The sequence below is a fragment of the Streptosporangium canum genome (assembly GCF_900113865.1).
In the GTDB taxonomy this organism is placed as follows: Bacteria; Actinomycetota; Actinomycetes; order Streptosporangiales; family Streptosporangiaceae; genus Streptosporangium; species Streptosporangium canum.
On record NZ_FOQY01000006.1, the window covers coordinates 212,852 to 232,582 of the forward strand.

The 19,731-nt window shown below is 69.4% G+C and carries 17 protein-coding genes and 3 pseudogenes; 7 read left to right on the forward strand and 13 right to left on the reverse strand.

The features are described from left to right. The first annotated feature begins 70 nt into the window (after positions 1-70). Both BM085_RS11665 and BM085_RS44335 read left to right on the forward strand, forming a co-directional pair. The gene (locus BM085_RS11665) at positions 71-799 is read left to right on the forward strand and encodes a hypothetical protein (protein WP_177245065.1); all 729 of its coding nucleotides are present in this window, start codon (positions 71-73) and stop codon (positions 797-799) included. Then, positions 799-1,071: a hypothetical protein gene (locus BM085_RS44335; RefSeq protein ID WP_093887020.1), complete on the forward strand. Its 273-nt coding sequence runs from the start codon at positions 799-801 to the stop codon at positions 1,069-1,071. Before BM085_RS11665 ends, BM085_RS44335 begins: the two co-directional genes overlap by 1 nt. On the opposite strand, the gene BM085_RS11675 is transcribed toward BM085_RS44335, so the two are convergent. Next, a complete protein-coding gene (locus BM085_RS11675) occupies positions 1,061-2,251 on the reverse strand; it encodes an ArsB/NhaD family transporter (RefSeq protein WP_093887021.1) in 1,191 nt (396 codons plus the stop codon). The genes BM085_RS44335 and BM085_RS11675 overlap by 11 nt on opposite strands. 249 nt (positions 2,252-2,500) lie before the next feature. Here BM085_RS11675 and BM085_RS11680 point away from each other — a divergent pair, with 249 nt between their 5' ends. Beyond that, positions 2,501-3,454 carry a WD40 repeat domain-containing protein gene (locus tag BM085_RS11680; RefSeq protein ID WP_245789264.1) on the forward strand — a complete coding sequence of 318 codons (954 nt, stop codon included), beginning with the start codon at positions 2,501-2,503 and terminating at the stop codon, positions 3,452-3,454. Positions 3,455-3,626: 172 nt separating this feature from the next. Here the strand turns inward: BM085_RS11680 and BM085_RS11685 are convergent. Continuing rightward, positions 3,627-3,984: pseudogene (locus BM085_RS11685) on the reverse strand (helix-turn-helix transcriptional regulator); the annotation flags it as partial. Between the two features lie 63 nt (positions 3,985-4,047). Here BM085_RS11685 and BM085_RS11690 point away from each other — a divergent pair. After that, a complete protein-coding gene (locus tag BM085_RS11690; RefSeq protein ID WP_093887022.1) occupies positions 4,048-5,271 on the forward strand; it encodes an epoxide hydrolase family protein in 1,224 nt (407 codons plus the stop codon). A gap of 468 nt (positions 5,272-5,739) precedes the next feature. On the opposite strand, the pseudogene BM085_RS11695 reads toward BM085_RS11690, so the two are convergent. Further along, positions 5,740-6,444: pseudogene (locus BM085_RS11695) on the reverse strand (phosphotransferase enzyme family protein); the annotation flags it as partial. Positions 6,445-6,550: 106 nt separating this feature from the next. Here BM085_RS11695 and BM085_RS45860 point away from each other — a divergent pair. Then, positions 6,551-6,622 (forward strand): annotated as a pseudogene (locus BM085_RS45860) (hypothetical protein); the annotation flags it as partial. Positions 6,623-6,663: 41 nt separating this feature from the next. Here the strand turns inward: BM085_RS45860 and BM085_RS11700 are convergent. Beyond that, complete coding sequence (locus BM085_RS11700) at positions 6,664-7,263, reverse strand: DUF1707 SHOCT-like domain-containing protein (protein WP_093887023.1); 600 nt, start codon at positions 7,261-7,263, stop codon at positions 6,664-6,666. 64 nt (positions 7,264-7,327) lie between these two features. Beyond that, positions 7,328-7,960, reverse strand: coding sequence for a TetR/AcrR family transcriptional regulator (locus BM085_RS11705; RefSeq protein ID WP_245789265.1), 633 nt, complete (start codon positions 7,958-7,960; stop codon positions 7,328-7,330). 612 nt (positions 7,961-8,572) lie between these two features. Here BM085_RS11705 and BM085_RS11715 point away from each other — a divergent pair. After that, a complete protein-coding gene (locus tag BM085_RS11715) occupies positions 8,573-9,202 on the forward strand; it encodes a cysteine hydrolase family protein (RefSeq protein WP_093887025.1) in 630 nt (209 codons plus the stop codon). A gap of 169 nt (positions 9,203-9,371) precedes the next feature. Here the strand turns inward: BM085_RS11715 and coaE are convergent, their stop codons facing one another. The 5 genes from coaE to polA all read right to left on the reverse strand — a co-directional run bounded on the left by coaE (position 9,372) and on the right by polA (position 16,521). Further along, a complete protein-coding gene (gene coaE / locus BM085_RS11720; RefSeq protein ID WP_093887141.1) occupies positions 9,372-9,971 on the reverse strand; it encodes a dephospho-CoA kinase in 600 nt (199 codons plus the stop codon). 179 nt (positions 9,972-10,150) lie between these two features. Beyond that, positions 10,151-10,606 carry a GNAT family N-acetyltransferase gene (locus tag BM085_RS11725; RefSeq protein WP_093887026.1) on the reverse strand — a complete coding sequence of 152 codons (456 nt, stop codon included), beginning with the start codon at positions 10,604-10,606 and terminating at the stop codon, positions 10,151-10,153. Positions 10,607-10,895: 289 nt separating this feature from the next. Continuing rightward, complete coding sequence (gene rpsA / locus BM085_RS11730) at positions 10,896-12,404, reverse strand: 30S ribosomal protein S1 (protein WP_086575379.1); 1,509 nt, start codon at positions 12,402-12,404, stop codon at positions 10,896-10,898. A gap of 213 nt (positions 12,405-12,617) precedes the next feature. Next, a complete protein-coding gene (locus BM085_RS11735) occupies positions 12,618-13,703 on the reverse strand; it encodes a polysaccharide deacetylase family protein (protein ID WP_093887027.1) in 1,086 nt (361 codons plus the stop codon). Positions 13,704-13,809: 106 nt separating this feature from the next. Continuing rightward, complete coding sequence (gene polA, locus BM085_RS11740) at positions 13,810-16,521, reverse strand: DNA polymerase I (RefSeq protein WP_093887028.1); 2,712 nt, start codon at positions 16,519-16,521, stop codon at positions 13,810-13,812. 68 nt (positions 16,522-16,589) lie between these two features. Between polA and BM085_RS11745 the strand changes: the two genes are divergently transcribed. Beyond that, a complete protein-coding gene (locus tag BM085_RS11745) occupies positions 16,590-17,012 on the forward strand; it encodes a PaaI family thioesterase (protein WP_386432535.1) in 423 nt (140 codons plus the stop codon). A gap of 219 nt (positions 17,013-17,231) precedes the next feature. Here the strand turns inward: BM085_RS11745 and BM085_RS11750 are convergent, their stop codons facing one another. Genes BM085_RS11750 through BM085_RS11760 form a run of 3 tightly spaced genes read right to left on the reverse strand, consistent with a single transcriptional unit; the run spans position 17,232 to position 19,708 of the window. Further along, positions 17,232-17,993 (reverse strand): amino acid ABC transporter ATP-binding protein, encoded by a 762-nt coding sequence (locus BM085_RS11750; RefSeq protein ID WP_093887029.1) that lies wholly within the window; start codon positions 17,991-17,993, stop codon positions 17,232-17,234. Next, entirely contained in the window at positions 17,990-18,841 is an 852-nt protein-coding gene (locus BM085_RS11755; protein WP_093887030.1) for an amino acid ABC transporter permease, read from the reverse strand. The genes BM085_RS11750 and BM085_RS11755 overlap by 4 nt, the downstream gene beginning before the upstream one ends. Before the next feature lie 3 nt (positions 18,842-18,844). Next, positions 18,845-19,708, reverse strand: a complete 864-nt coding sequence (locus tag BM085_RS11760; protein ID WP_093887031.1) for an ABC transporter substrate-binding protein — start codon at positions 19,706-19,708, stop codon at positions 18,845-18,847. Positions 19,709-19,731: the final 23 nt, after the last annotated feature.

Consider the following 19,731-nt stretch of genomic DNA (forward strand, 5'->3'; position numbering starts at 1 on the left):
GTTCCCCGTACGGCCGACGCCCCGGCCGCCGCTGCCGGAGCGGCTGGAGCGGCTGGAGCGGCTGGAGGGCGTGGTCTCCGGGGCCGGGCGGGCCTTGCAGGACCTGTCGGTCGTGAACGTGCTCAACGGCGCCGAGGAGATCGCCAAGGCGCACACCGAGGCGCGCGACGGCACCGACCGCTGGATTTTCAAGGGCGGCACCGGCACCTACCTGCGCGCGGTGACGCTGCCCGAGTGCGTGGCGGCCGCCCGCAGGGAGCGGCGCGCGCTGGTGATGCGCCTGGAGATCATCGACCCCGGCGACGAACGGGTCTGCGAGGCCTACGCCCGCTTCCGCCGGTCGATGTCGCAGGAGCCGGACGGCACCGGGAAGGTCTGGACGCCCGAGCGCACCCGCAAGGAGGCCTTCGGGACCATCCTCGCCGGCTGCTGGTACCACCAGCGGTTCGGCCTGCTGGAGATCCACATCGGGCTGTCGGCCACGATGACGACGTTCCGCTGGGACCTGTCGGCGTCATCGCTGATCATCACCGGGGAGGATCCCCGGCGGGCGCTCATCGCCCGCCGGGGCTCGTTCTACTACGACAGCTGCACCACCGAACTGCTGGCCAGCCTGGAGCAGGCCAGGCGGGTCCCGGTGGAGCTGGCCAGGTCCGTACCGCTCAGCGAGGAGCCCACGATCGAGGAGGTGCGCAGGCTGTTCGAGACCCTCGGCCTGCCGCTGCCCCGGTCCTACACCGACAGGGACGTCGCCGACCTCACGCGAAAGGCGCTCCGGGCCAAGAACCCGTACCTGTGATGAGATACCAGGATCTGCACGACGAGATGACCGGCGGCACGGCGCGCGGCTCCCTGCCCGGCTGGGCGGGGGAGGTCCTGGAGGCCATCGGGTCGGGCGCCTCGCCCGTCGTCGGTGTGGGCCGGGGGCGTCCCGGCCGCAGCGACCTGTCGCTCGGCCCGCCCGGCCTCGGCGCCCCCTTCGACTGCGCCCCGCTCTCCGGGGACGGGCACGACTTCGTCGCGAGCCGGGCGGGGCTCCAGGAGGACCTGCTGGAGGCGGTCAGGCGGTGAGCAGCAGCGCGCCCACGGTCGCGGCCACGCCCACCACGGCCAGCCCCGCCCCGGCCAGCACGAACGTGAGCATCGGCACCCGCACCCCCCTCCGGCGGCACCACTCGAACCACAGCAGGGTGGCGAGCGAGGCCCAGGGAGTGATCACCGGTCCGATGTTGGTGCCGATGAGGAGGGCCAGCAGCTGGTCCTGGTTGACCACCGGGATGACCTTCTCCACCGCGGTGTAGGCGGGCAGGTTGTTGATCAGGTTGGACAGGCCCGCCCCCACGGCGGCCGTCCGGTAGGCCCCGCCACCGTCGCCGCCGACCCCTGCCAGGGCGCTCATCAGGCCGGCCAGGCCGTACCGGCTGAGGGTGGGCACCACCAGGAACAGGCCGGTGACGAAGACGAGGAGCTGCCACGGGAACAGCGCGAGGGTGAGCTTCGACCTGTCGCGCCAGGCGAAGGCGGCGATCATCAGCACCGCCGCGGCCAGGGCGGCCACCTGGATCGGCAGTTCCAGCAGGATCGCGACGACGAACAGCACACACACCGTGGCCGCCGTCCGGAACAGCAGCGGGTCGGCGACCGGCACGGGGGGCGGCGGGTCGTAACGGTCGGCGCCGCGCCGGCCGCGCCGCCAGAAGAACACCCAGAGGAAGACCATGGTGACCGCGATGGAGACGAGCTGCGGCAGCCAGAGCCGCCCGGCGAACTCCTTGGTCGACAGGCCCAGCCGTTCCATGGCCAGCAGGTTCGTCAGGTTCGACACCGGCAGGAACAGGCTGGCGGTGTTGGCCAGCCAGACCGTGGTCATGGCGAGCGGCAGCGCGGCGATCCCGGTCCTGGCCGCCAGGGCGAGCATGACGGGCGTCAGCAGCACCGCCGTCGTGTCCAGGTTCAGGAACATGGTGACCAGCGACGCGAAGGCCGTGCACAGCAGGAAGAGCGCGACGTAGTCTCCCCGCCCGGCCATCGCCAGCCTGGCCGCGATCACGTCGAAGACCTGGGCCTCCTTGACCAGCTCCGCCAGCACGATCACGGCGGCGAGGAACAGCAGGATGGGCGCGATCCGCCCCACCTCGCCCGCGGCCTCCTCCACGGGGAGCAGCTCGGTGACGACGGCGAGGAGACCGAGCCCCAGCAGGCCGACCCGGATCCAGTCGAGAACGCTCAGTCGCCGCAGCACACCGACCATGATCTACGAGGCGGCCCAAGATCGCACTCCCGCCCGCTCCCGCGCACCTGCGTGACACCGCGACGCTTGAGCACCCGCTGGCCGGGCGGCTCAACCTGCTGCTGCACGGCGCGGGCGGCACCGGCCCGGAGAGCCTGCCCTGCCTGCCCGCGCTGGGACCGGACCGCCACCAGCTCGTCGAGGTGACCTCCGGCGGCCTGCGCCGCTGGGACCGCGACGGGGCCGCCCTGCTACCCGCAGGGGCTGTACGTGCCGCAGCGCTTCCGGGAGCTGGACCGTCCCGACCGGCGTGTCCGGGACGGGCTCACCGATGAGCTGATGCGGCTGCTGGCCGCCGACCACGGCCGGTTCCTGCTGTTGCTGGGCGACTTCGGGCACGGCAAGACCTTCGCCCTGCGCGAGCTGGCCAGGCGGATGCCGGTGGAGCTGCCCCCCCTGGTGCCGATCCTGATCGAGCTGCGCGCGCTGGACAAGGCGCACTCGGTGGACGGGCTGGTCGCCGCGCACCTGGCCAACCACGGCGAGGACGTCATCGACCTGAAGGCTTTCCACGCCGACCTGAGCGGCGCCGACCTGACGCGGGCCCGGCTGGCCAGGGCGGACCTGCGGGACGTGGCACTGGCGGGCAGCCGTTGGCAGCGGGCGGCGCTGATCGACGTCACCGGTACGGTGACCGGCGTCCCCGAACTGCGCGGCGCCGCGATCGCGCCGGGCCGGCCGGTGGAGGCCCAGCTGACCCCGGCCGCGATCGGCGTGCCGTACGGCTATCACTTCCATACCGGCAGGCTGCCCGAGCCCGTCGCCTACAGCCCCGACGGCCGCCACGTGGCCGCCGGGGGCGACGACCCGGCGGTGCGGCTCTGGGACGCCCGGACCGGCCGGCACCTGCACGCGCTGACCGGCCACACCCGCCGGATCTGGTCGCTGGCCTTCGCCCCCGCCGGGGACCTGCTGGCCGGCGCGGGCGACGACGGCGTGGCGATCCTCTGGAACCTCCGCCCCGGTACGGCTCCCGCCCAGCGAGCGGCCCTCCTCGGCCTGCCGGAGGGATGGGCGGCGATCGCGCCGGACGGCCGCTACAAGCTGGTGGGCGAGGCGGCGGGCCAGTTCTGGTACGTCATCGGGACCCGCCGGTTCAAGCCCGGAGAGCTGGACGCCCACCTGCCCGCGATCGGGCAGATCGCGCTGGACGCGGAGTTCTGACCGCGCCGGACGGCCTCCCCGCGGGGGGCTATGTCACTGGTATGGCCTGCAGGCAGCGGGCGGCCTGGGTGCGGAGGGCGTCGGCGAGTGCCGGTGGGCCGCTGACGAGGGTGAGGTCGGTGTCCACCGATGTGATCATCCAGACCAGTGCCGACGGGGTTTCGGCGCCGACGTGCAGCGTGTTCACCCGGTGCCGCAACCGGGAGGGCAGGACCTGTTCGAGTTTGGTCGGCGCCCGCAGCGAGGTCTCCTCGATCCCGGTGACCGACCCGCCCGCCGACGTGCGGAGCCCGACCACCACGGCCACCGCCTCGTCGTCGTCGAGCAGCAGCGGCGGCAGCGACGCGCCGGCCCTCAACCGGTAACCAGCCGGCGTTCACCGGATAACCGAGCTTGCGCAGGCGCTCCACGTCCCGGCGGACCGTGCGCGTGGTGACGCCCAGACGGCCGGCGAGCTCGGCCCCGGACCAGTCGTGATGGGCCTGCAAGAGCGACAGCGGTCTGAGCAGCCGCGCGGAGGTCCCCGACATGTCCTCAAGATTGCCAGACCTTTAGGACCGGACCTGTCCTAAGGGCCTCATAGGTTCACCGGCATGACGGACACCCGATCTTTTCGTATCGATATCCCGCAGGCCCAGCTCGACGACCTGGGTGCGCGGCTGGCCAACACCCGCTGGCCGGAGGAACTGCCGGGGGTGGGCTGGAGCCGAGGAGTGCCGCTGGGCTACCTGAAGGATCTCGCCGAGTACTGGCGCACCGGCTACGACTGGCGGGCGCGGGAGGCGGCGCTCAACGAGTACCCGCAGTACCTCACCACCATCGATGAGCAGAACCTCCATTTCCTGCACGTGCCCTCACCTGAGCCCGACGCCACGCCCTTGCTGCTGCTGCACGGCTGGCCGGGCGGGTTCACCGACTTCCTCGACGTGATCGGCCCGCTGTCCGATCCCCGCGCGCACGGCGGCGACCCGGCCGACGCCTTCCATCTGGTGATCCCGTCGTTGCCGGGGTTCGGGTTCTCCACACCGCTGGCCGGGCCGGGCATGAGCGCGGCCAGGATGGCCGGGGTGCTCGTGCGGCTGATGTCCCAGCTCGGGTTCCAGCGGTACGGCGTGCACGGCTATGACACCGGCTCGTGGGTCGCCCCCCAGATGGGCAGGCAGGACCCGGACCGTGTCATAGGCGTCCACGTCAACGCCATGATCACCTTCCCGATCGGGGCGGAAGGTGAGATGGAGGGCCTGTCCGAGGTCGAGCAGCGGCGCTGGCAGGCGATGCAGAACTTCAACGACGGCTATCTGCAGTGCAACTCCAAGCGGCCGCAGACGGTGACCTACGGCCTGCACGATTCACCCGTCGGCCAGCTCGCCTGGATCGTGGAGAAGTTCAAGGAACTCACCGACCCCGAGGACGGGCTGCCCGAGGACAGCATCGATCGCGATCGCATCCTGACCGACGTCTGCCTGTACTGGCTGACCGGCACAGCCGGATCGGCGGCGCAGATCTACTACGAGGAGATCTCCGCGAACGCCTGGAACGCCGAGGCCACCGGCGACTGGAACGCCGACGCCGGTGACTGGAGCGCCGGCTCCGGTGCGGGCTGGGAAGGCGCAGAGGAGTGGGCGGCGCCCCAGCGCGGAACGGTGCCGACCGGTGTGTTGGTCTCCAACCATGACGTGACCATCCGCCGCTGGGCCGAGCGCGACCACCATGTCGTGCACTGGACCGAGCTCGGCAAGGGCGGGCACTTCCTCGCGATGGAGGCGCCGGACCTGCTGGTCGGCGACGTTCGCGAGTTCTTCCGTAAGGTGCGCTGAGCTGGGCGCCCGCAGTCCGGCGCGTCGAACAGGTGCCGACCTGCGGTGCCCGCGGGCGCTCAACCGCTGTTCTGGAACGGCAGTCGCTGCCGCACCGCGCGGACCCGCCGGCTGATCCCGTAGTAGCGGCACGTCAGCGCGACGTTGCCGGAGACCTCCTCCCGCTGAACGCCGGCCAGCGCGCTGGCCGGCGTCAGTCCTTGTCAGCCCGGTGCCGACGATCACTACGTTCGTCATGCCGATGCCGATGCCGATGCCCGAGGGCTCCCGGATCTCTGCCGGCCGCCGTGAGGGGCGCAGCCGGTGGAACAGCGCTACCCGGGAGCGGTGGTATTCCACATCCGCCTCGTCGTGCGTCACCCCCGAGCGGACGGCCTTGTGGAAGTAGGCGTGCTCCCTGCGGAGCTTGTGCCTGACGAGCTGAGCGAGCGACTCCTCGTCCAGGCGGGCCGCCGTGCCGCCCGCCTCGTGGTAGGCAGCCACGAACTCCTCGCTCGGCCCGGCCAGGTCGTCGCCCCATTCCAGGGCGGCGGCGGCCAGCTCCACCTCAGGGGCGCCGACGAAGGTCTCGTCCCAATCGAGAACCGCCACTATCCGGCCGTCCCTGGCCGGCGTGTTGCCGGTGTAGTAGTCGCCGTGCAGGGGGTGACGCACGGGATACTCGGCGTGGAAAGCGGCCAGCCAGCGGTCCAGGTCGGGGTCGTCCAGCTCGGCGGCGTCCTGGGGCGGATCGCCGTACAGGCCGGACTCCTGGAAGGCGGGCACCGGGCGCGGGCCGGGGCGAAAGTCGGCCAGGGATCTGTGAAGCCTGGCCAGCAGACGGGCACCGGCTTCGCGTTGGGCCGGGATGTCGGAGTCCGGCCAGGCGCCCTCGACATACGGCCAGCAGGAGATCGGGCGGCCGCCCACGACGATGACCGTCGTCCCTTCGACAGCCGGCAGCGGGGCGACAGCCTCGGGGAGGCCGGCGGCGGCGTGCCGGGCGATCGCGTGGCACCACTCCGACTCGGCGGCGGCGCGCCACGCCGGGCCGACGCGGATGACGTGCCCGTCGAGGCGGTAGGCGGCGGATTCCTCTCCGCCGTGCAACCGCTCACCCTCTCCCGTGACGCCCCAGGTCAGGGCCACGGCTTCGCGGATCTCACGGGTGAGGGGGGTCTTGACGTAGATCATCCCGCCAGCCTACGCGCTTCCGTTCGGCGGCAGATGCGCCAAGGTCGGGGCAACTTACCCCGCGAGAGAGGGGCGACCTGAGGCCAGTCCCAGCACGATCGACATCCTGGCCGCGTTCGCCGAATGGGAACGCGACCTCATCACCGCACGCACCCTCGATGGCCTGGAGGCCGCGCGGGCCCGCGGTCGCAGCGGCGGCCGCAAGAGGGAGCCGCGCCCTCAGTCGCGGTCGAAAGACGCCTTGGGGGCCTCCTTGACCCTCGTGCCGACGCCGCCGAACAAGGCGAGACCGCTGATGACGATCCGTGGCGCCCCCCGCTCCCTGCGGACCGCGCTCCTGTCGAATGCGCCGAACAGGCCGAAGCCCTTGATCTCGACCTCCACGTCGTCGGGCACGATGACCTCCGTGTACCCCCACAAGGCGAAGGCTCGCACCCGGATCTCCCGGTCGGCGAAACGGGCATCGCGCAGATCGATCTCACCTCCGCCGAACATCGAAAGCGAGGTGAACGCGCGCGGGGCGACCCAGCGGCCCGTGCGGCTGAACCAGCCGAACACGCTCATCGCGAAATGGGAGCTGGGCTCCTCCCGCACCACCAGCAGGTCCGCGCGGGTCGGCTCGGGAAGGCCGCGTCCCGCGTGCGCGAGCTCACCTTGGGTCTTGGCCTGGTAAATCTCGGTCAGCCGCTGATCCAGCTCGCCCAGCTCGATTCGGCCCGCGGCGGCGGCCTCCTGGAGCCGCCGGGTCGCCCGGTCACGGTCCTCGTCGGAGGGGCGCACCTGCCGGCCCGGGATGAGGTCGGGATGATGCTCAACCATGTTTCCAGTCCTGTCTGTGCGATCAGCGCGACCGGACCATCTTATTCTCCAACTGGAGAACAAATCAGCCGGCAGCCTCCCGACCCGACTCCTCCACCATGTGAGCGCCCATCATCCGCGCGAGCTGGACACGGAACTGCGCTTCGTGCGCCGGGTCATCGGGATCCTGGCCCATGCCCGCCAGCCACGACCGGCCGCCGACGGCGAACCCATAGGCGGCCGAGAGCCCGATCAGCACGACCGCCTCGATGCGCGACCGGCTCGGCACGGGCCGCCCCGCGAGCGCGGCGCGAATCCCGGCCTCGATCGTGTCGATCAGCTCCACCAGCTCCGGTCGCGCAGCACCCCGGTAGTCGCCGTGGATCTCGGCCCAGACGAACAGGCGCAGGTAGCGCTTGTCCGCCAGGGTGTCGAACACCACGTCCATGATCCCCGCCGCGAGTGGCACGCCGTCCTCGTCGCGGATGCGCTCGCGAACCCGCGCCTCGATGCGGTCGTTCTCGACTCGCAGCACCTCCTTGACCAGGGCGGCATAGGTGCCGAAATAGTGGGACACGAGCCCGTGGGCGACGCCGGCGGCCTCGGCGATCTGCCGCAGGCTGACGTTGTCCGGACCCCGTTCTATGATCAGCTCGGCTGCCGCCGCCAGCAGCTCGGCGCGCGATTCCGCAGGGCTGCGCCTGCGCCTGGGTGCCATGAACGGCAGTTTATTGTCCACTGGACAACAGGAGTGGAGATCGTTCCGCTGCCCGCCAAGGGCCCGCTCCCGCGCGCGACAACGATCGTCTCGCCCCCTCCTTCAGCAGGATCCGGCGCACCTGGGAGCGGGCGATGTCGATGCCCTGCTCACGGGCGACGACGGTGAGGGCATCCGGGGTCCACACCGTCGGCCCATCCTCGTCGCCGGCCTCCAGCTCACCCCAGGGCCGCCACACCCGCGGCCCAGACCTGACCCGGGCCTGGGCGCCTGGGGACGTGTCAGGCGGTGGGATGCAGAAGCCGCCGTGTGTCAGCCCGGCCTCCTTCATGAGGTCCGCGGTGTTGGGACGAGTGACGCCTTCTGCGCGGACCTTCCGGGACGTGATCCGCAGGACCCGTTCGCGGGTCGCCGCCTTGTCCGCCTGCGAGTGGCCCATGTCGGCCATGCCTTTCCTGGGGGAGCACAGTGGAACCCGCCGCGCATCTGGATGATGAACATCATCCAGATGCGCGTTGAGACGGCACTTGACCAGGGAATACTTGATTTTCTCAATGATGAGCGCAATCCCGTTTCTGGATGTTGCTCATCATCCGGATTGGAGCGGAAGCCATGTCCCAGACGTATGACCCCCGCCACACCGCCGTTTTGCTGGTGGACCCGTACAACGACTTCCTGTCCGAGGGCGGCAAGGTCTGGCCGCGCGTAGAGCCCGTAGCGAAGCAGGTCGGGCTGCTGGATCACCTGCGCTCTGTGGTCACATCTGCCCGAGAGGCCGGCGTACGTGTGATGTTCGTTCCGCACCGTCGCTGGGAACCGGGCGACTACGAGACGTGGAATTACCCCAACCCCACCCAACGCGGCATCATGGAGCGGCACAGTTTCGCCCGCGATACCTGGGGCGGGGAGTTTCACCCCGACTTCCAGCCGCAGCCCGGCGACGTCGTGGCCCGGGAGCACTGGGCGCAGAGCGGGTTCGCCAATACCGACCTCGACTTCCAGCTCAAGCAGCACGGCATCACTCACGTCGTGCTCATCGGCCTGCTCGCGAACACCTGCATCGAATCCACCGGCCGGTTCGCCATGGAGCTCGGCTACCACGTCACGCTGGTGCGTGACGCCACCGCGGCGTTCCTCCCCGAAATGATGCACGCCGCGCACGAGCTGAACGGCCCCACCTTCGCCCACACCGTCACCACCACCGGCGAGCTCACCGCCGCATTCGAGGGAGCGCACGCATGAAACTGACCGGAGACCTGCTGATCGGGGCGGCCCAGGTGCCCGCCACCACGTGGTTGGCGGCAACTTCGCCCGCGTCGGCTCGCCAACGCCACTGGCCGTTCCGTTGTCGATCGAGCCCCGCGTCTCAGGTGACGGCATCTCAGCCGGCGGCGTAGCAGATCACGACGTCTCAGCCGGCAGTGCGGGCGGACAGCTCGGCCCAGACCTCGTCCACCCGGGCCCCGAGGTCCTCCAGTGATCCCTCGTTCGGCACCACGAGGTCGGCGATCTTCAGCCGGTCCTCACGGTCCGCCTGGGCCGCGATCCGGGCCCTGGCGTCCTGCTCGCTCATGCCTCGGATCCCGACCAGCCGGGCGAGGCGGACCTCGTCCGCGGCGTCCACGACGACCACCACGTCGTACATCGGGGCGAGGTTGTTCTCCGCCAGCAGCGGCACGTCGTAAACCACGATCGCGCTCTCGTCCGCCTGGTGCTGCAGCTCCTCCACCCGGGCTCCGACCAGCGGGTGCACGATGCCGTTGAGCGAGGCCAGCTTCCCCGAGTCGGCGAAGACGATCGAGCCGAGCTTCTCCCGGTTGAGCGCCCCGTCCTCGCGCAGCACCTCGGTTCCGAAGATCTCCACGATGCGTGCCAGCCCGCCGGTCCCCGGCTCGACCACCTCTCGGGCGATCTTGTCGGCGTCGATCACCACGGCCCCTTTGGACGCCAGCCGCCGCGACACCTCGCTCTTGCCCGACCCGATCCCGCCGGTAAGACCCACTTTCAGCATGATCCGCAGCATACGCGGTACGGCCCACGCCACGGATCAGGCCACCAGAGGAGCGGTCCGCCGGGCCGGGGAGCGGGCGACCCGTGAGGGTTCCCGCCGCCTGGAGCACGAGGTCCCAGGCCGCCATCATTCGCAAGAGAATGAAATAGGCCAATATTTTACGATTTTTACGGTCGCTGCTAGAGCTCCCGGCGCATGTGGACCAAGGTCAGGTGGTCGCTCATCCGCTCCCGGCGGATCTCGCGGTAGCCATGACGGCGGTAGAGCCTCAGGTTGCCCTCGGACAGGTGCCCGGTGAACAGGTCGAACGCCACGGCGGCGGCGACCTCGTGGTGGAGGGCCGTCAGCAGGGCGCCGCCGACACCCCGCCCCTGCGCGTCCGGTGCCACCACCAGGCGGCCGACCCTGCAGGTCGTGCCGGACATCTGCCCGCGGACCGAGCCGACGATCCTCTCCCCCTCGCGGGCCACGAGCGCCACGCCGGTCTCAATGACCTTGCGGATCTGCTCGGCCGACTCCACCAGCGGCGGGATGAACGGATCGCCGTAGAGCTGGGCCTCACTCACGTAGGCGGCCCGCTGCACGGTCAGGATCTCGCCGGTGTCCTCGGGCTCGGCCCACTCGATCCTGGTCACAGCGCAGACCCTAACGCCCACTCGATCATGGTCACAGTCCAAACCCTAGCGCTCGCACGACGGTCACGGCCCAAACCCCGATACCCGCACGACGGTCGCGGCCCAAAGCCCGGCACCCGCGCGACGGTCACACCTCGAACCTCAACGCCTGCACAACGACGGTCACACCTCGAACCCCGACGACCGCACAGCGGTCACACCTCGACCACGACGACCGCGCACACGAAAAAGGACCCCGCCGGAGCGGGGCCCTTTCTCAGATCCTCAGATCACTACTGCTGCACCGGCGTCAGCTCTGGCCGCCCGCGAGCTTCTCGCGCAGAGCCGCGAGAGCCTCGTCGGAGGCGAGGGCGCCCGCCGCCGGAGCGGAGGAGCTGCTGCTGCTGGAGCTCGAGCTGGAGCTCGAACCGGCGGCCGGGGTCTCACCGGAGTAGGACGTGGGGGCAGCCTCGCCCGCCTCGGCCTCGGCCTTGCGGGCCTCCTCCACCTGCTTCTTGTGAGCCTCGAAGCGAGTCTGGGCCTCGGCGTACTGCCGCTCCCACTCGTCACGCTGCTTCTCGAAGCCCTCGAGCCACTCGCTCGTCTCGGAGTCGAAGCCCTCGGGGTAGATGTAGTTGCCCTGGTCGTCGTAGGTCGCCGCCATGCCGTACAGCGTGGGGTCGAACTCGATGTCGGCGCCGGTCGCGCTCTCGTTCGCCTGCTTGAGCGACAGCGAGATCCGGCGACGCTCCAGGTCGATGTCGATGATCTTCACGAAGATCTCGTCGCCGACCTGGACGACCTGCTCGGGGATCTCGACGTGGCGCTCGGCCAGCTCGGAGATGTGGACCAGGCCCTCGATGCCCTCCTCGACGCGGACGAACGCACCGAACGGCACCAGCTTGGTGACGCGCCCCGGAACGACCTGACCGATCTGGTGGGTACGGGCGAACTGCTGCCAGGGGTCCTCCTGCGTCGCCTTGAGCGACAGCGAGACCCGCTCGCGCTCCATGTCGACGTCGAGAACCTCGACGGTGACCTCCTGGCCGACCTCGACGACCTCGGAGGGGTGGTCGATGTGCTTCCAGGAGAGCTCGGAGACGTGAACCAGACCGTCGACGCCGCCGAGGTCCACGAACGCACCGAAGTTGACGATCGAGGAGACGACGCCCTTGCGGACCTGACCCTTCTGCAGGGTGTTGAGGAACGTCTGACGCACCTCGGACTGGGTCTGCTCAAGCCAGGCGCGGCGGGAGAGAACCACGTTGTTGCGGTTCTTGTCCAGCTCTATGATCTTCGCCTCGAGCTCGCGGCCCACGTACGGCTGAAGGTCGCGGACGCGACGCATCTCGACCAGGGACGCCGGCAGGAAGCCACGGAGGCCGATGTCGAGGATGAGTCCACCCTTGACGACCTCGATGACGGTGCCGGTGACGATGCCGTCCTCGTCCTTGATCTTCTCGATCGTGCCCCAGGCCCGCTCGTACTGAGCGCGCTTCTTGGACAGGATCAGGCGCCCTTCCTTGTCCTCCTTCTGGAGGACCAGGGCCTCGACGTGCTCGCCAACCTCGACGACGTCCGCGGGGTCGACATCGTGTTTGATCGAGAGCTCACGCGAGGGGATGACACCCTCGGTCTTGTAGCCGATGTCGAGCAAAACTTCATCTCGATCGACCTTGACGACGGTGCCCTCGACGATGTCGCCGTCGTTGAAGTACTTGATGGTCAGATCGATCGCTGCGAGGAAGTCTTCCTCGGACCCGATGTCGTTGACCGCTACCTGCGGGGTGCTCGAGGTGGCCTCAGTGCTGCTCGTCATGTGTGGAATTGCTCCGAACGCGGACAGATGTCGATGTGGCGAACACGCGGCAGGCCTCTTATCGCTCAAGCCGAAGGATTCCAGGATTCATCGGCTTGACCGAGCGCGAGCCCACTCCGTCCGAGACACGCGCGAGCCCACAGCGCAGCGATCAGCATATGAGACCAGACGAGTCTGGTCAATCCGGAGGCACGACACGCCGGAAGCAGGACGTTAATACGCGTTGACCTGCCGCCTCCGCTCGGAGCCGATGATACCCCGAAGTTTTTGCGGTACCGATACGCGTTCGGGATCCCCGTCCGCGGTGTAGCGCTTGTCGGGATGCTTGTTCAGCCACTCCAGCCAGTACTGCGAGCACCACTTGCGGCACTCGCCCTTCTTCCCGTTGCTCTGGACCCGCTGGATGGCGCGCCAGTCGAAATCCTTGACGAAGGGCGACACCGACGGCTGCGCGCCGGCCAGGAAGACCCCCTTGAAGGCGAAGCGGGTCCCGCCCCACTTGCCGGCCTGCACGGTGGACCTCTTGCGCGGCATCGCCCCGAAGGGCAGCGCCAGCGTGTCGGACGGACCGGTGCCGAGTTTCTCCAGCAGCCGCTCGACCCGGACGAGCTGCTCGGCGACCTTCTTCTTCGACAGGCCCGGAAGGTAGGGGTGGCCCCAGGTGTGGTTGGCCACCTCGAAGCCGCGCGAGGTCAGCCACTGTACGGCGCGCGCCTGGTCCTTCTGGCTGCGCAGGCCGAACGGCTGCTGGTTGACCCAGAAGGTGGCGACGGGGCGGAAGCTCGGATACTTCCTGGCGACCTGGTAGATGATCCCGACCGCGGTGTCCCTGGCCGGCATCCCGTTGCCGTCCAGCGCGAAGTGGCTCGCGTGCCCGTCGTCGAAGGTCAGCACGACCGGATGTTTGCCCGCCGGGATGTTGATCTTCCCGGTGACGAACTCCTGCGCGGTGACCGGCACGTAGCCGCCCCGGGCCAGCTTCTCCATCTCCTGGCGCACCTGGGAGGGCGTGCGGTCGATGGAGGCCAGCCGCTTCTTCATGATCCGGTGGTACATCAGCACCGGGACCATCCCCGCCTCGTTGGCCTTGACCTGGCGGGCGAACTCCGGAGTGGCCTGGACCGGCGGCGGCAGATCGGCCGAGGGGAGATCGGGCGAGGGCGACGGCGTCGGCGAGGGGGTGCCCGTCGCCGCGCCGGTCGCCGCGCCGGCCATGGGAGTGGCCTGGGGGACGACCGCCGCGGGCAGTGTGAGAAGCACCACCACTGCGGCGGCCACCACCACGACGTTGGCCATCATGATGATCTGCGGTAGGGGGAATGAACTCCGCACAAAACTCCCGTGCCCGTCGAGGTGTCGGCTGAATCCACCACCCTAGAACAGAGTCGGGCAGGCCGGGCAATCGTCAGTGTCCGGCGTCCTCCCAGGTGCGGCCGACGCCCACCGAGACCTCCAGCGGGACGCGCAGGGAGTATGCGGCGTTCATCCGGTCGGTGACCAGCTCGCGCAGGGTCTCCAGCTCTCCGGGGGCCACCTCGAACACGAGTTCGTCGTGGACCTGCAGGAGCATCCGGGAGCCCAGGGCCGCTTCCTTGACGGCGCTCTGCACGTTGAGCATGGCGACCTTGATGATGTCGGCCGCCGAACCCTGGATCGGCGCGTTGAGGGCCATCCGCTCGGCCATCTCGCGGCGCTGACGGTTGTCGCTGTTGAGGTCGGGCAGGTAGCGGCGGCGGCCCATGATGGTCTCGGTGTAGCCGTCCTGCCTGGCCTGCGCGACGATCGCGTTGAGGAAGTCGCGGACGCCGCCGAACTCCTCGAAGTATTCCTCCTTGAGCGCCTTCGCCTCCTGCACCGGGATGTTGAGCTGCCCGGCCAGCCCGAAGTCCGACAGGCCGTAGGCCAGGCCGTAGTTCATGGCCTTGATCTTGGCCCGCATCTCCCCCGTCACCTGCTCGGGCTCGATGTCGAAGACCCGGGCGGCGGTGGTCTTGTGGAAGTCGTGCCCGGACTCGAAAGCCGCGATCAGCGACTCGTCACCGGACAGGTGCGCCATGATCCGCAGCTCGATCTGGCTGTAGTCGGCGGTCAGCAGGGTCTCGTAACCCGGCCCGACCACGAAGCCCTGCCGGATCCGGCGGCCCTCGACGGTGCGGATCGGGATGTTCTGCAGGTTGGGCTTCTCCGAGCTGAGCCGCCCGGTGGCCGCCACGATCTGGTTGAACGTGGTGTGGATCCGCCCGTCGTCGGCGATCTCCTTGACCAGGCCCTCGACCGTGACCTTCAGCTTGGCCTGGTCGCGGTGCCTGAGCATGATCGTCGGCAGCTCGTGCTCGGTCTGGGCCGCCAGCCAGGCCAGCGCGTCGGCGTCGGTGGTGTAGCCCGTCTTGGTCTTCTTCGTCTTGGGCAGGTTGAGCCTGACGAACAGGATCTCCTGGAGCTGCTTGGGCGAGCCCAGGTTGAACTGCTCGCCGACGGCCGCGTGCGCCGCCTCGACGGCCTGCTTCACCGCGGCTCCGAACTCGGCCTCCAGACCGCTGAAGTAGTCGCCGTCGGCGGCGATCCCGGCCCGCTCCAGCTCGGCGAGGACGGTCACCAGCGGCAGCTCCACCTCACGCATCAGGCGGGTGCCGCCGCGCGGCTCCAGGAACGCCTCCAGCGCGTCGGCGAGCTCCCTGACCGCCAGCGCCCGCAGGCCCAGCTCTCGGGCCGTGTCGGCGTCCTCGTCGTCGAAGAGGCTGGCCTGGCCGCCGGTCTCGGCCTCGCTGCGCAGCTCGCGCTGGAGGTAGGCCCGCACGAGGTCCTCCAGCAGGAACGTCCGCTGCCCCGGCATCGCCAGGTAGGCCGCCAGCGCCGTGTCGCAGGTCAGGCCGCGCAGCTCCATCCCCTGCGCCCACAGCGCCAGCATCGGCCCCTTGGCGTCGTGCACGGCCTTGGGCCTGGACTCGTCGCCGAGCCAGGCGCGCAGGGCCGCCTCGTCGGCCTCGGTCAGCGTGGTGGGGTCGATGAACGCGGCGCCGCGCCCGCCGTCCGCGCCGGGGCCGTCGGGCGCGGCGACGGCGATGCTGTCGATCCGGCCGGTGCCGCTGCCGTAGGCGCCCTTGAAGGCCAGCCCCGCCCTGCCCTCGGGCAGCGCGCGCAGCCATCCGGCCACTTCGCCGGGGCCGAGCCTGACGGCCTCGACCTCGAAGCCCTCCTCGACCTCGGGTTCGGCGGAGGCGAGCGTCTTGAACAGCCGGTCGCGGAGCTCTCCCCGGAACTCCAGCGTGTCGAGGATCTTGTTGATCTCCTCGCGGTCTCCCTGGCCGATCGTCAGGCCGGAGACCTCGCGCTCCAGCGGGACGTCGCGCATGAGCTGGGTGAGACGGCGGTTCATCAGCACCTGGTCGAGGTGGTCGCGGAGCTTGTCGCCGACCTTGCCCTTGACCTCGTCGATCCGGTTGACCAGCTCCTCCAGGGAGCCGAACTCGCGGATCCACTTGGCCGCGGTCTTCTCCCCCACGCCGGGGATGTTCTTCAGGTTGTCGCTGGAGTCGCCGCGGATGGCCGCGAAGTCGGGATACTGGGCCGGGGTGAGCTCGTACTTCTCCAGCACCGCCTCGGGGGTGAACCTGGTCATGTTGCTGATCCCGACCCGGGTCATCAGCACCGTGACGCGGTCGTCGACCAGTTGGAGCGCGTCGCGGTCGCCGGTGACGACCAGCACGTTCATGTCCTGCCCGGCGGCCTGGGTGGCGAGGGTGGCGATCAGGTCGTCGGCCTCGTAGCCCGCCAGCGACAGGTGCGGAACGCGCAGCGCGTCGAGCATCTCGTGTATCAGGCTCATCTGGCTGCGGAAACTGTCGGGGCTCGCGCTCCGGTTCGCCTTGTAGTCGGCGTACTCCTCGTGCCGGAACGTCGGCTCCGACCGGTCGAAGCAGACCGCCACATGCGTGGGCTGCTCGTCGCGGAGCACGTTGACCAGCATCGACGTGAACCCGAACACCGCGTTTGTCGTCTGACCCGTCGTCGTGGAGAAATTCTCCTCGGGCAGGGCATAGAAGGCCCGATAGGCCAGTGAATGCCCGTCCAGCAGCAGGAGACACGGACGAGTGGGGGTCGCTTCGCTCTTCGGCACACCGGAAGCCTAGTCTCCTGGTGCGACAGAAAACCTGGTCCAGCACGACAGGAGGCATCCCCTTGACCATGACAGACCCCGACGAAGTGACGCGCCGCATGGAGGAGCAGCTCGGTGTCTCCCACAAGGACACGCTCGTCCAGCGGATGGGGATCGAGATCACCGAGGCCGCCCCGGAGCGGGTGGTGGGCCGGATGCCGGTCGAGGGCAACATCCAGCCGTACGGCCTGCTGCACGGCGGCGCCTCGTGCGTGCTCGCCGAGACCCTCGGCTCGACCGGGGCGGCCCTGCACGCGGGCCCCGGACGCATCGCCGTCGGGGTCGAGATCAACGCCACCCACCACCGCTCGGCCACGTCCGGGCACGTCACCGGCGTGGCGACCCTGATCCACGGGGGGCGGACGATCGCGACCTACGACATCGCGATCACCGACGAGCAGGGCCGGCGGGTGTGCACCTCACGCCTCACCTGCATGTTGCGTGACGTCTGACCCCACGAGTATTCGCCCGTATCAGGACCTCTCCTTTTTGCACTCTTGCCACACGAGTCGCTACCGTGGGTGACAGCGATGCCCGTGGGGGGGCCGAGTAGAAAACGTGCGGGGTCGGGGAAGCCCTGTACGGTGCCAAAGGTCTCCCCCGGGCTCGTACGGCCAGGCCGGCACGGTACGGCCCGCACCACGCGGGCGCGGGCCGTACCGGATCGGCCCCTAGACGTCGGTGTGCGTCGGGTCGAGCACGCGACGCAGGAACGACTTGGTGCGCTCGTGCTGCGGCTCGCCGATCACCTGGGCGGCCGGGCCGTCCTCGACGATCACGCCGCCGTCCATGAACACCACCCGATCGGCCACGTCCCGGGCGAAGGCCATCTCGTGGGTGACCACGAGCATGGTCATCCCCTCCTCGGCCAGCTTGCGCATGACCGTGAGCACGTCGCCGACCAGCTCCGGGTCGAGCGCCGAGGTGGGCTCGTCGAAGAGCATCAGCGCCGGGTTCATCGCCAGCGCCCTGGCGATGGCCACGCGCTGCTGCTGCCCGCCGGACAGCTGGAGCGGATAGGCGTCGCACTTGTCGGCGATGCCGACCTTCTCCAGGTTCTCCCTGGCGATCTTCTCGGCCTCCGCCCTGCCCCGCTTGAGCACCCGCCGCTGGGCGATCATGACGTTCTGCAGCGCGGTCATGTGGGGGAACAGGTTGAACTGCTGGAAGACCATGCCGACCCGGCGGCGGGCGGCGTCGATGTCGACGTCGCGGTCGGTCAGCTCGACGCCCTCCAGGACCACCCTCCCGGACGTGGGCTGCTCCAGCAGGTTCACGCAGCGCAGCAGCGTGGACTTGCCCGACCCCGAGGGGCCGATGACGCAGACCACCTGGCCGGGGTCGACGGCGAAGTCGATCCCCTTGAGCACCTCTAGCTTGCCGAAGTGCTTGTGCAGGTCGCGGATCTCGACTGCGTGGTTCACCGGAGTCACCGTCCCCTCGCCTGACGCTTCTCCAGCCGGGACGCGAGGTAGCCCAGCGGGATGGTGACCAGAAGATACGTCACCCCGACGACCAGGATCGGCGTGGCGTTGGCGAAGGTCGAGGCCATGTCGTTGCCGAACTTCGTGAGCTCGACGTAATCACCGGAGACGCCGAGGAACAGCACCAGCGAGGAGTCCTTGAGCAGGGACACGAACTGGTTGGTCGTCGGCGGGATCACGATGCGCACCGCCTGCGGGATGACGATGGTCGTCATGGCCCGCGCGTGCGACATGCCCAGCGAGCGCGCCGCCTCCATCTGCCCCTTGGGGACCGCCTGGAGTCCGGCGCGGAGCGTCTCGGCCATGTAGGCCGAGCCGACGATGGTCAGGCCCAGGATGCCCTGGCCGTAGGTGCCGCCGGGCACCTCGAAGCCCGGCAGGGCCAGCGGCAGGAACAGAATGAGCAGGAAGATCAGCAGGGCGGGCAGGCCGCGGAAGATCTCGATGTAGGCGATCGCGATCCACCGGTACGGCCGTACCGAGGACATCCGCATCAGCGCGAACAGCAGGCCGAGCAGGAAGGCGAAGAAGAAACCGCCGACCGAGTAGATGATCGTGTTCTTCAGGGCGACCGTGAACAGGTCCGGCAACGTCTCCGCCGCGACCTCGGGCTTGGCGAAGTTCTCGGCGAGCTGGCCCCACTCGATGCGCAGAGCGAGGAAGACCACGACAGCCACCAGCGCGACGTACTGGACGATCCGGCTGATCTGCTGCTTCTTACGGGGGCTGAGCCCGGTCCTGCCGGGGGGAGTCCCGGCAGGACCGGCCGACTCAGCCGGCGTCGACTGTTCGGTCATCGATCAGCCGAGCTCGCCGGGCTTCTTGCCGAACCACTTCACGAAGATCTGCTCGTAAGTGCCGTCCGACTTGGCCGTGGTGATCGCGTCGTTGATGGCCTTGAGCAGGATCGGGTCGGCCTGCTTCTTCAGGCCGATGCCGTACTGCTCGCCGGTGTCCAGGCTGGCCACCAGCTCGAACTTGTCGGCGATCTCCGGCTTCTTCAGCCAGGTCAGGACGACGGGCAGGTCCTGGACGATCACGTCGGCCTGGCCGGACTGCAGACCCAGGAGCTCCTTGGGAGAGTCGGCGAACTCCTTGGGGTTGAGGCCCTGCTTCTTGACGTAGTCCAGACCGGTGGTCGAGGCCTGGGCGCCGAGCTTGAGGTTCTTGGCCTTGATCTCCTCCAGCGTCTTGACGCCGAGGCCCTTCTTGGCCAGCAACGCCTGGGTGGCGTCGAAATAGGGCACCGAGAAGGTGATGTTCGCCTGGCGCTCCGGGGTGATGGTCATGCCCGCGGCGGCCACGTCGCACTTGCCCGCGGCCATCGCCGCACCGCTCTTGATGACGGCGAAGTCGATGTCGACGATCTCCTGCTTCAGGCCGAGCTTCTTGGCCGCCAGGTCGACGATGTCGACGTCGAAGCCGACGACCTTGTCGCCCTCCTTGAACTGGAAGGGCTCGTACGGCAGGTTGGTGCAGGTGGTGAGCTTGCCGGGAGAGACCAGCTTGGGACCGCTCGCGGCCGCGGGGGCGTTCGACGAGGCACCGTCACCCGTGCTCGCGCCGGTGGTCTCACCGCCGCCGCAGGCGGACAGGCCGAGCGCACCGGCGACGACCATCGCGCCCACTGCGAGCGCGCGACGGGAAACAAAACTCAGGCCCACGAAGGCCTCCTTACGGTCAATGT

Excerpts from the sequence above, each read along its gene's own strand:
- BM085_RS44335 (WP_093887020.1), top strand. The coding sequence starts at position 799 with ATGAGATACCAGGATCTGCACGACGAGATGACCGGCGGCACGGCGCGC.
- BM085_RS11675 (WP_093887021.1), bottom strand. The coding sequence starts at position 2,251 with ATGGTCGGTGTGCTGCGGCGACTGAGCGTTCTCGACTGGATCCGGGTC.
- BM085_RS11690 (WP_093887022.1), top strand. The coding sequence starts at position 4,048 with ATGACGGACACCCGATCTTTTCGTATCGATATCCCGCAGGCCCAGCTC.
- BM085_RS11700 (WP_093887023.1), bottom strand. The coding sequence starts at position 7,263 with ATGGTTGAGCATCATCCCGACCTCATCCCGGGCCGGCAGGTGCGCCCC.
- BM085_RS11705 (WP_245789265.1), bottom strand. The coding sequence starts at position 7,960 with ATGGCACCCAGGCGCAGGCGCAGCCCTGCGGAATCGCGCGCCGAGCTG.
- BM085_RS11715 (WP_093887025.1), top strand. The coding sequence starts at position 8,573 with ATGTCCCAGACGTATGACCCCCGCCACACCGCCGTTTTGCTGGTGGAC.
- coaE (WP_093887141.1), bottom strand. The coding sequence starts at position 9,971 with ATGCTGAAAGTGGGTCTTACCGGCGGGATCGGGTCGGGCAAGAGCGAG.
- rpsA (WP_086575379.1), bottom strand. The coding sequence starts at position 12,404 with ATGACGAGCAGCACTGAGGCCACCTCGAGCACCCCGCAGGTAGCGGTC.
- BM085_RS11735 (WP_093887027.1), bottom strand. The coding sequence starts at position 13,703 with ATGATGGCCAACGTCGTGGTGGTGGCCGCCGCAGTGGTGGTGCTTCTC.
- BM085_RS11745 (WP_386432535.1), top strand. The coding sequence starts at position 16,590 with ATGACAGACCCCGACGAAGTGACGCGCCGCATGGAGGAGCAGCTCGGT.
- BM085_RS11755 (WP_093887030.1), bottom strand. The coding sequence starts at position 18,841 with ATGACCGAACAGTCGACGCCGGCTGAGTCGGCCGGTCCTGCCGGGACT.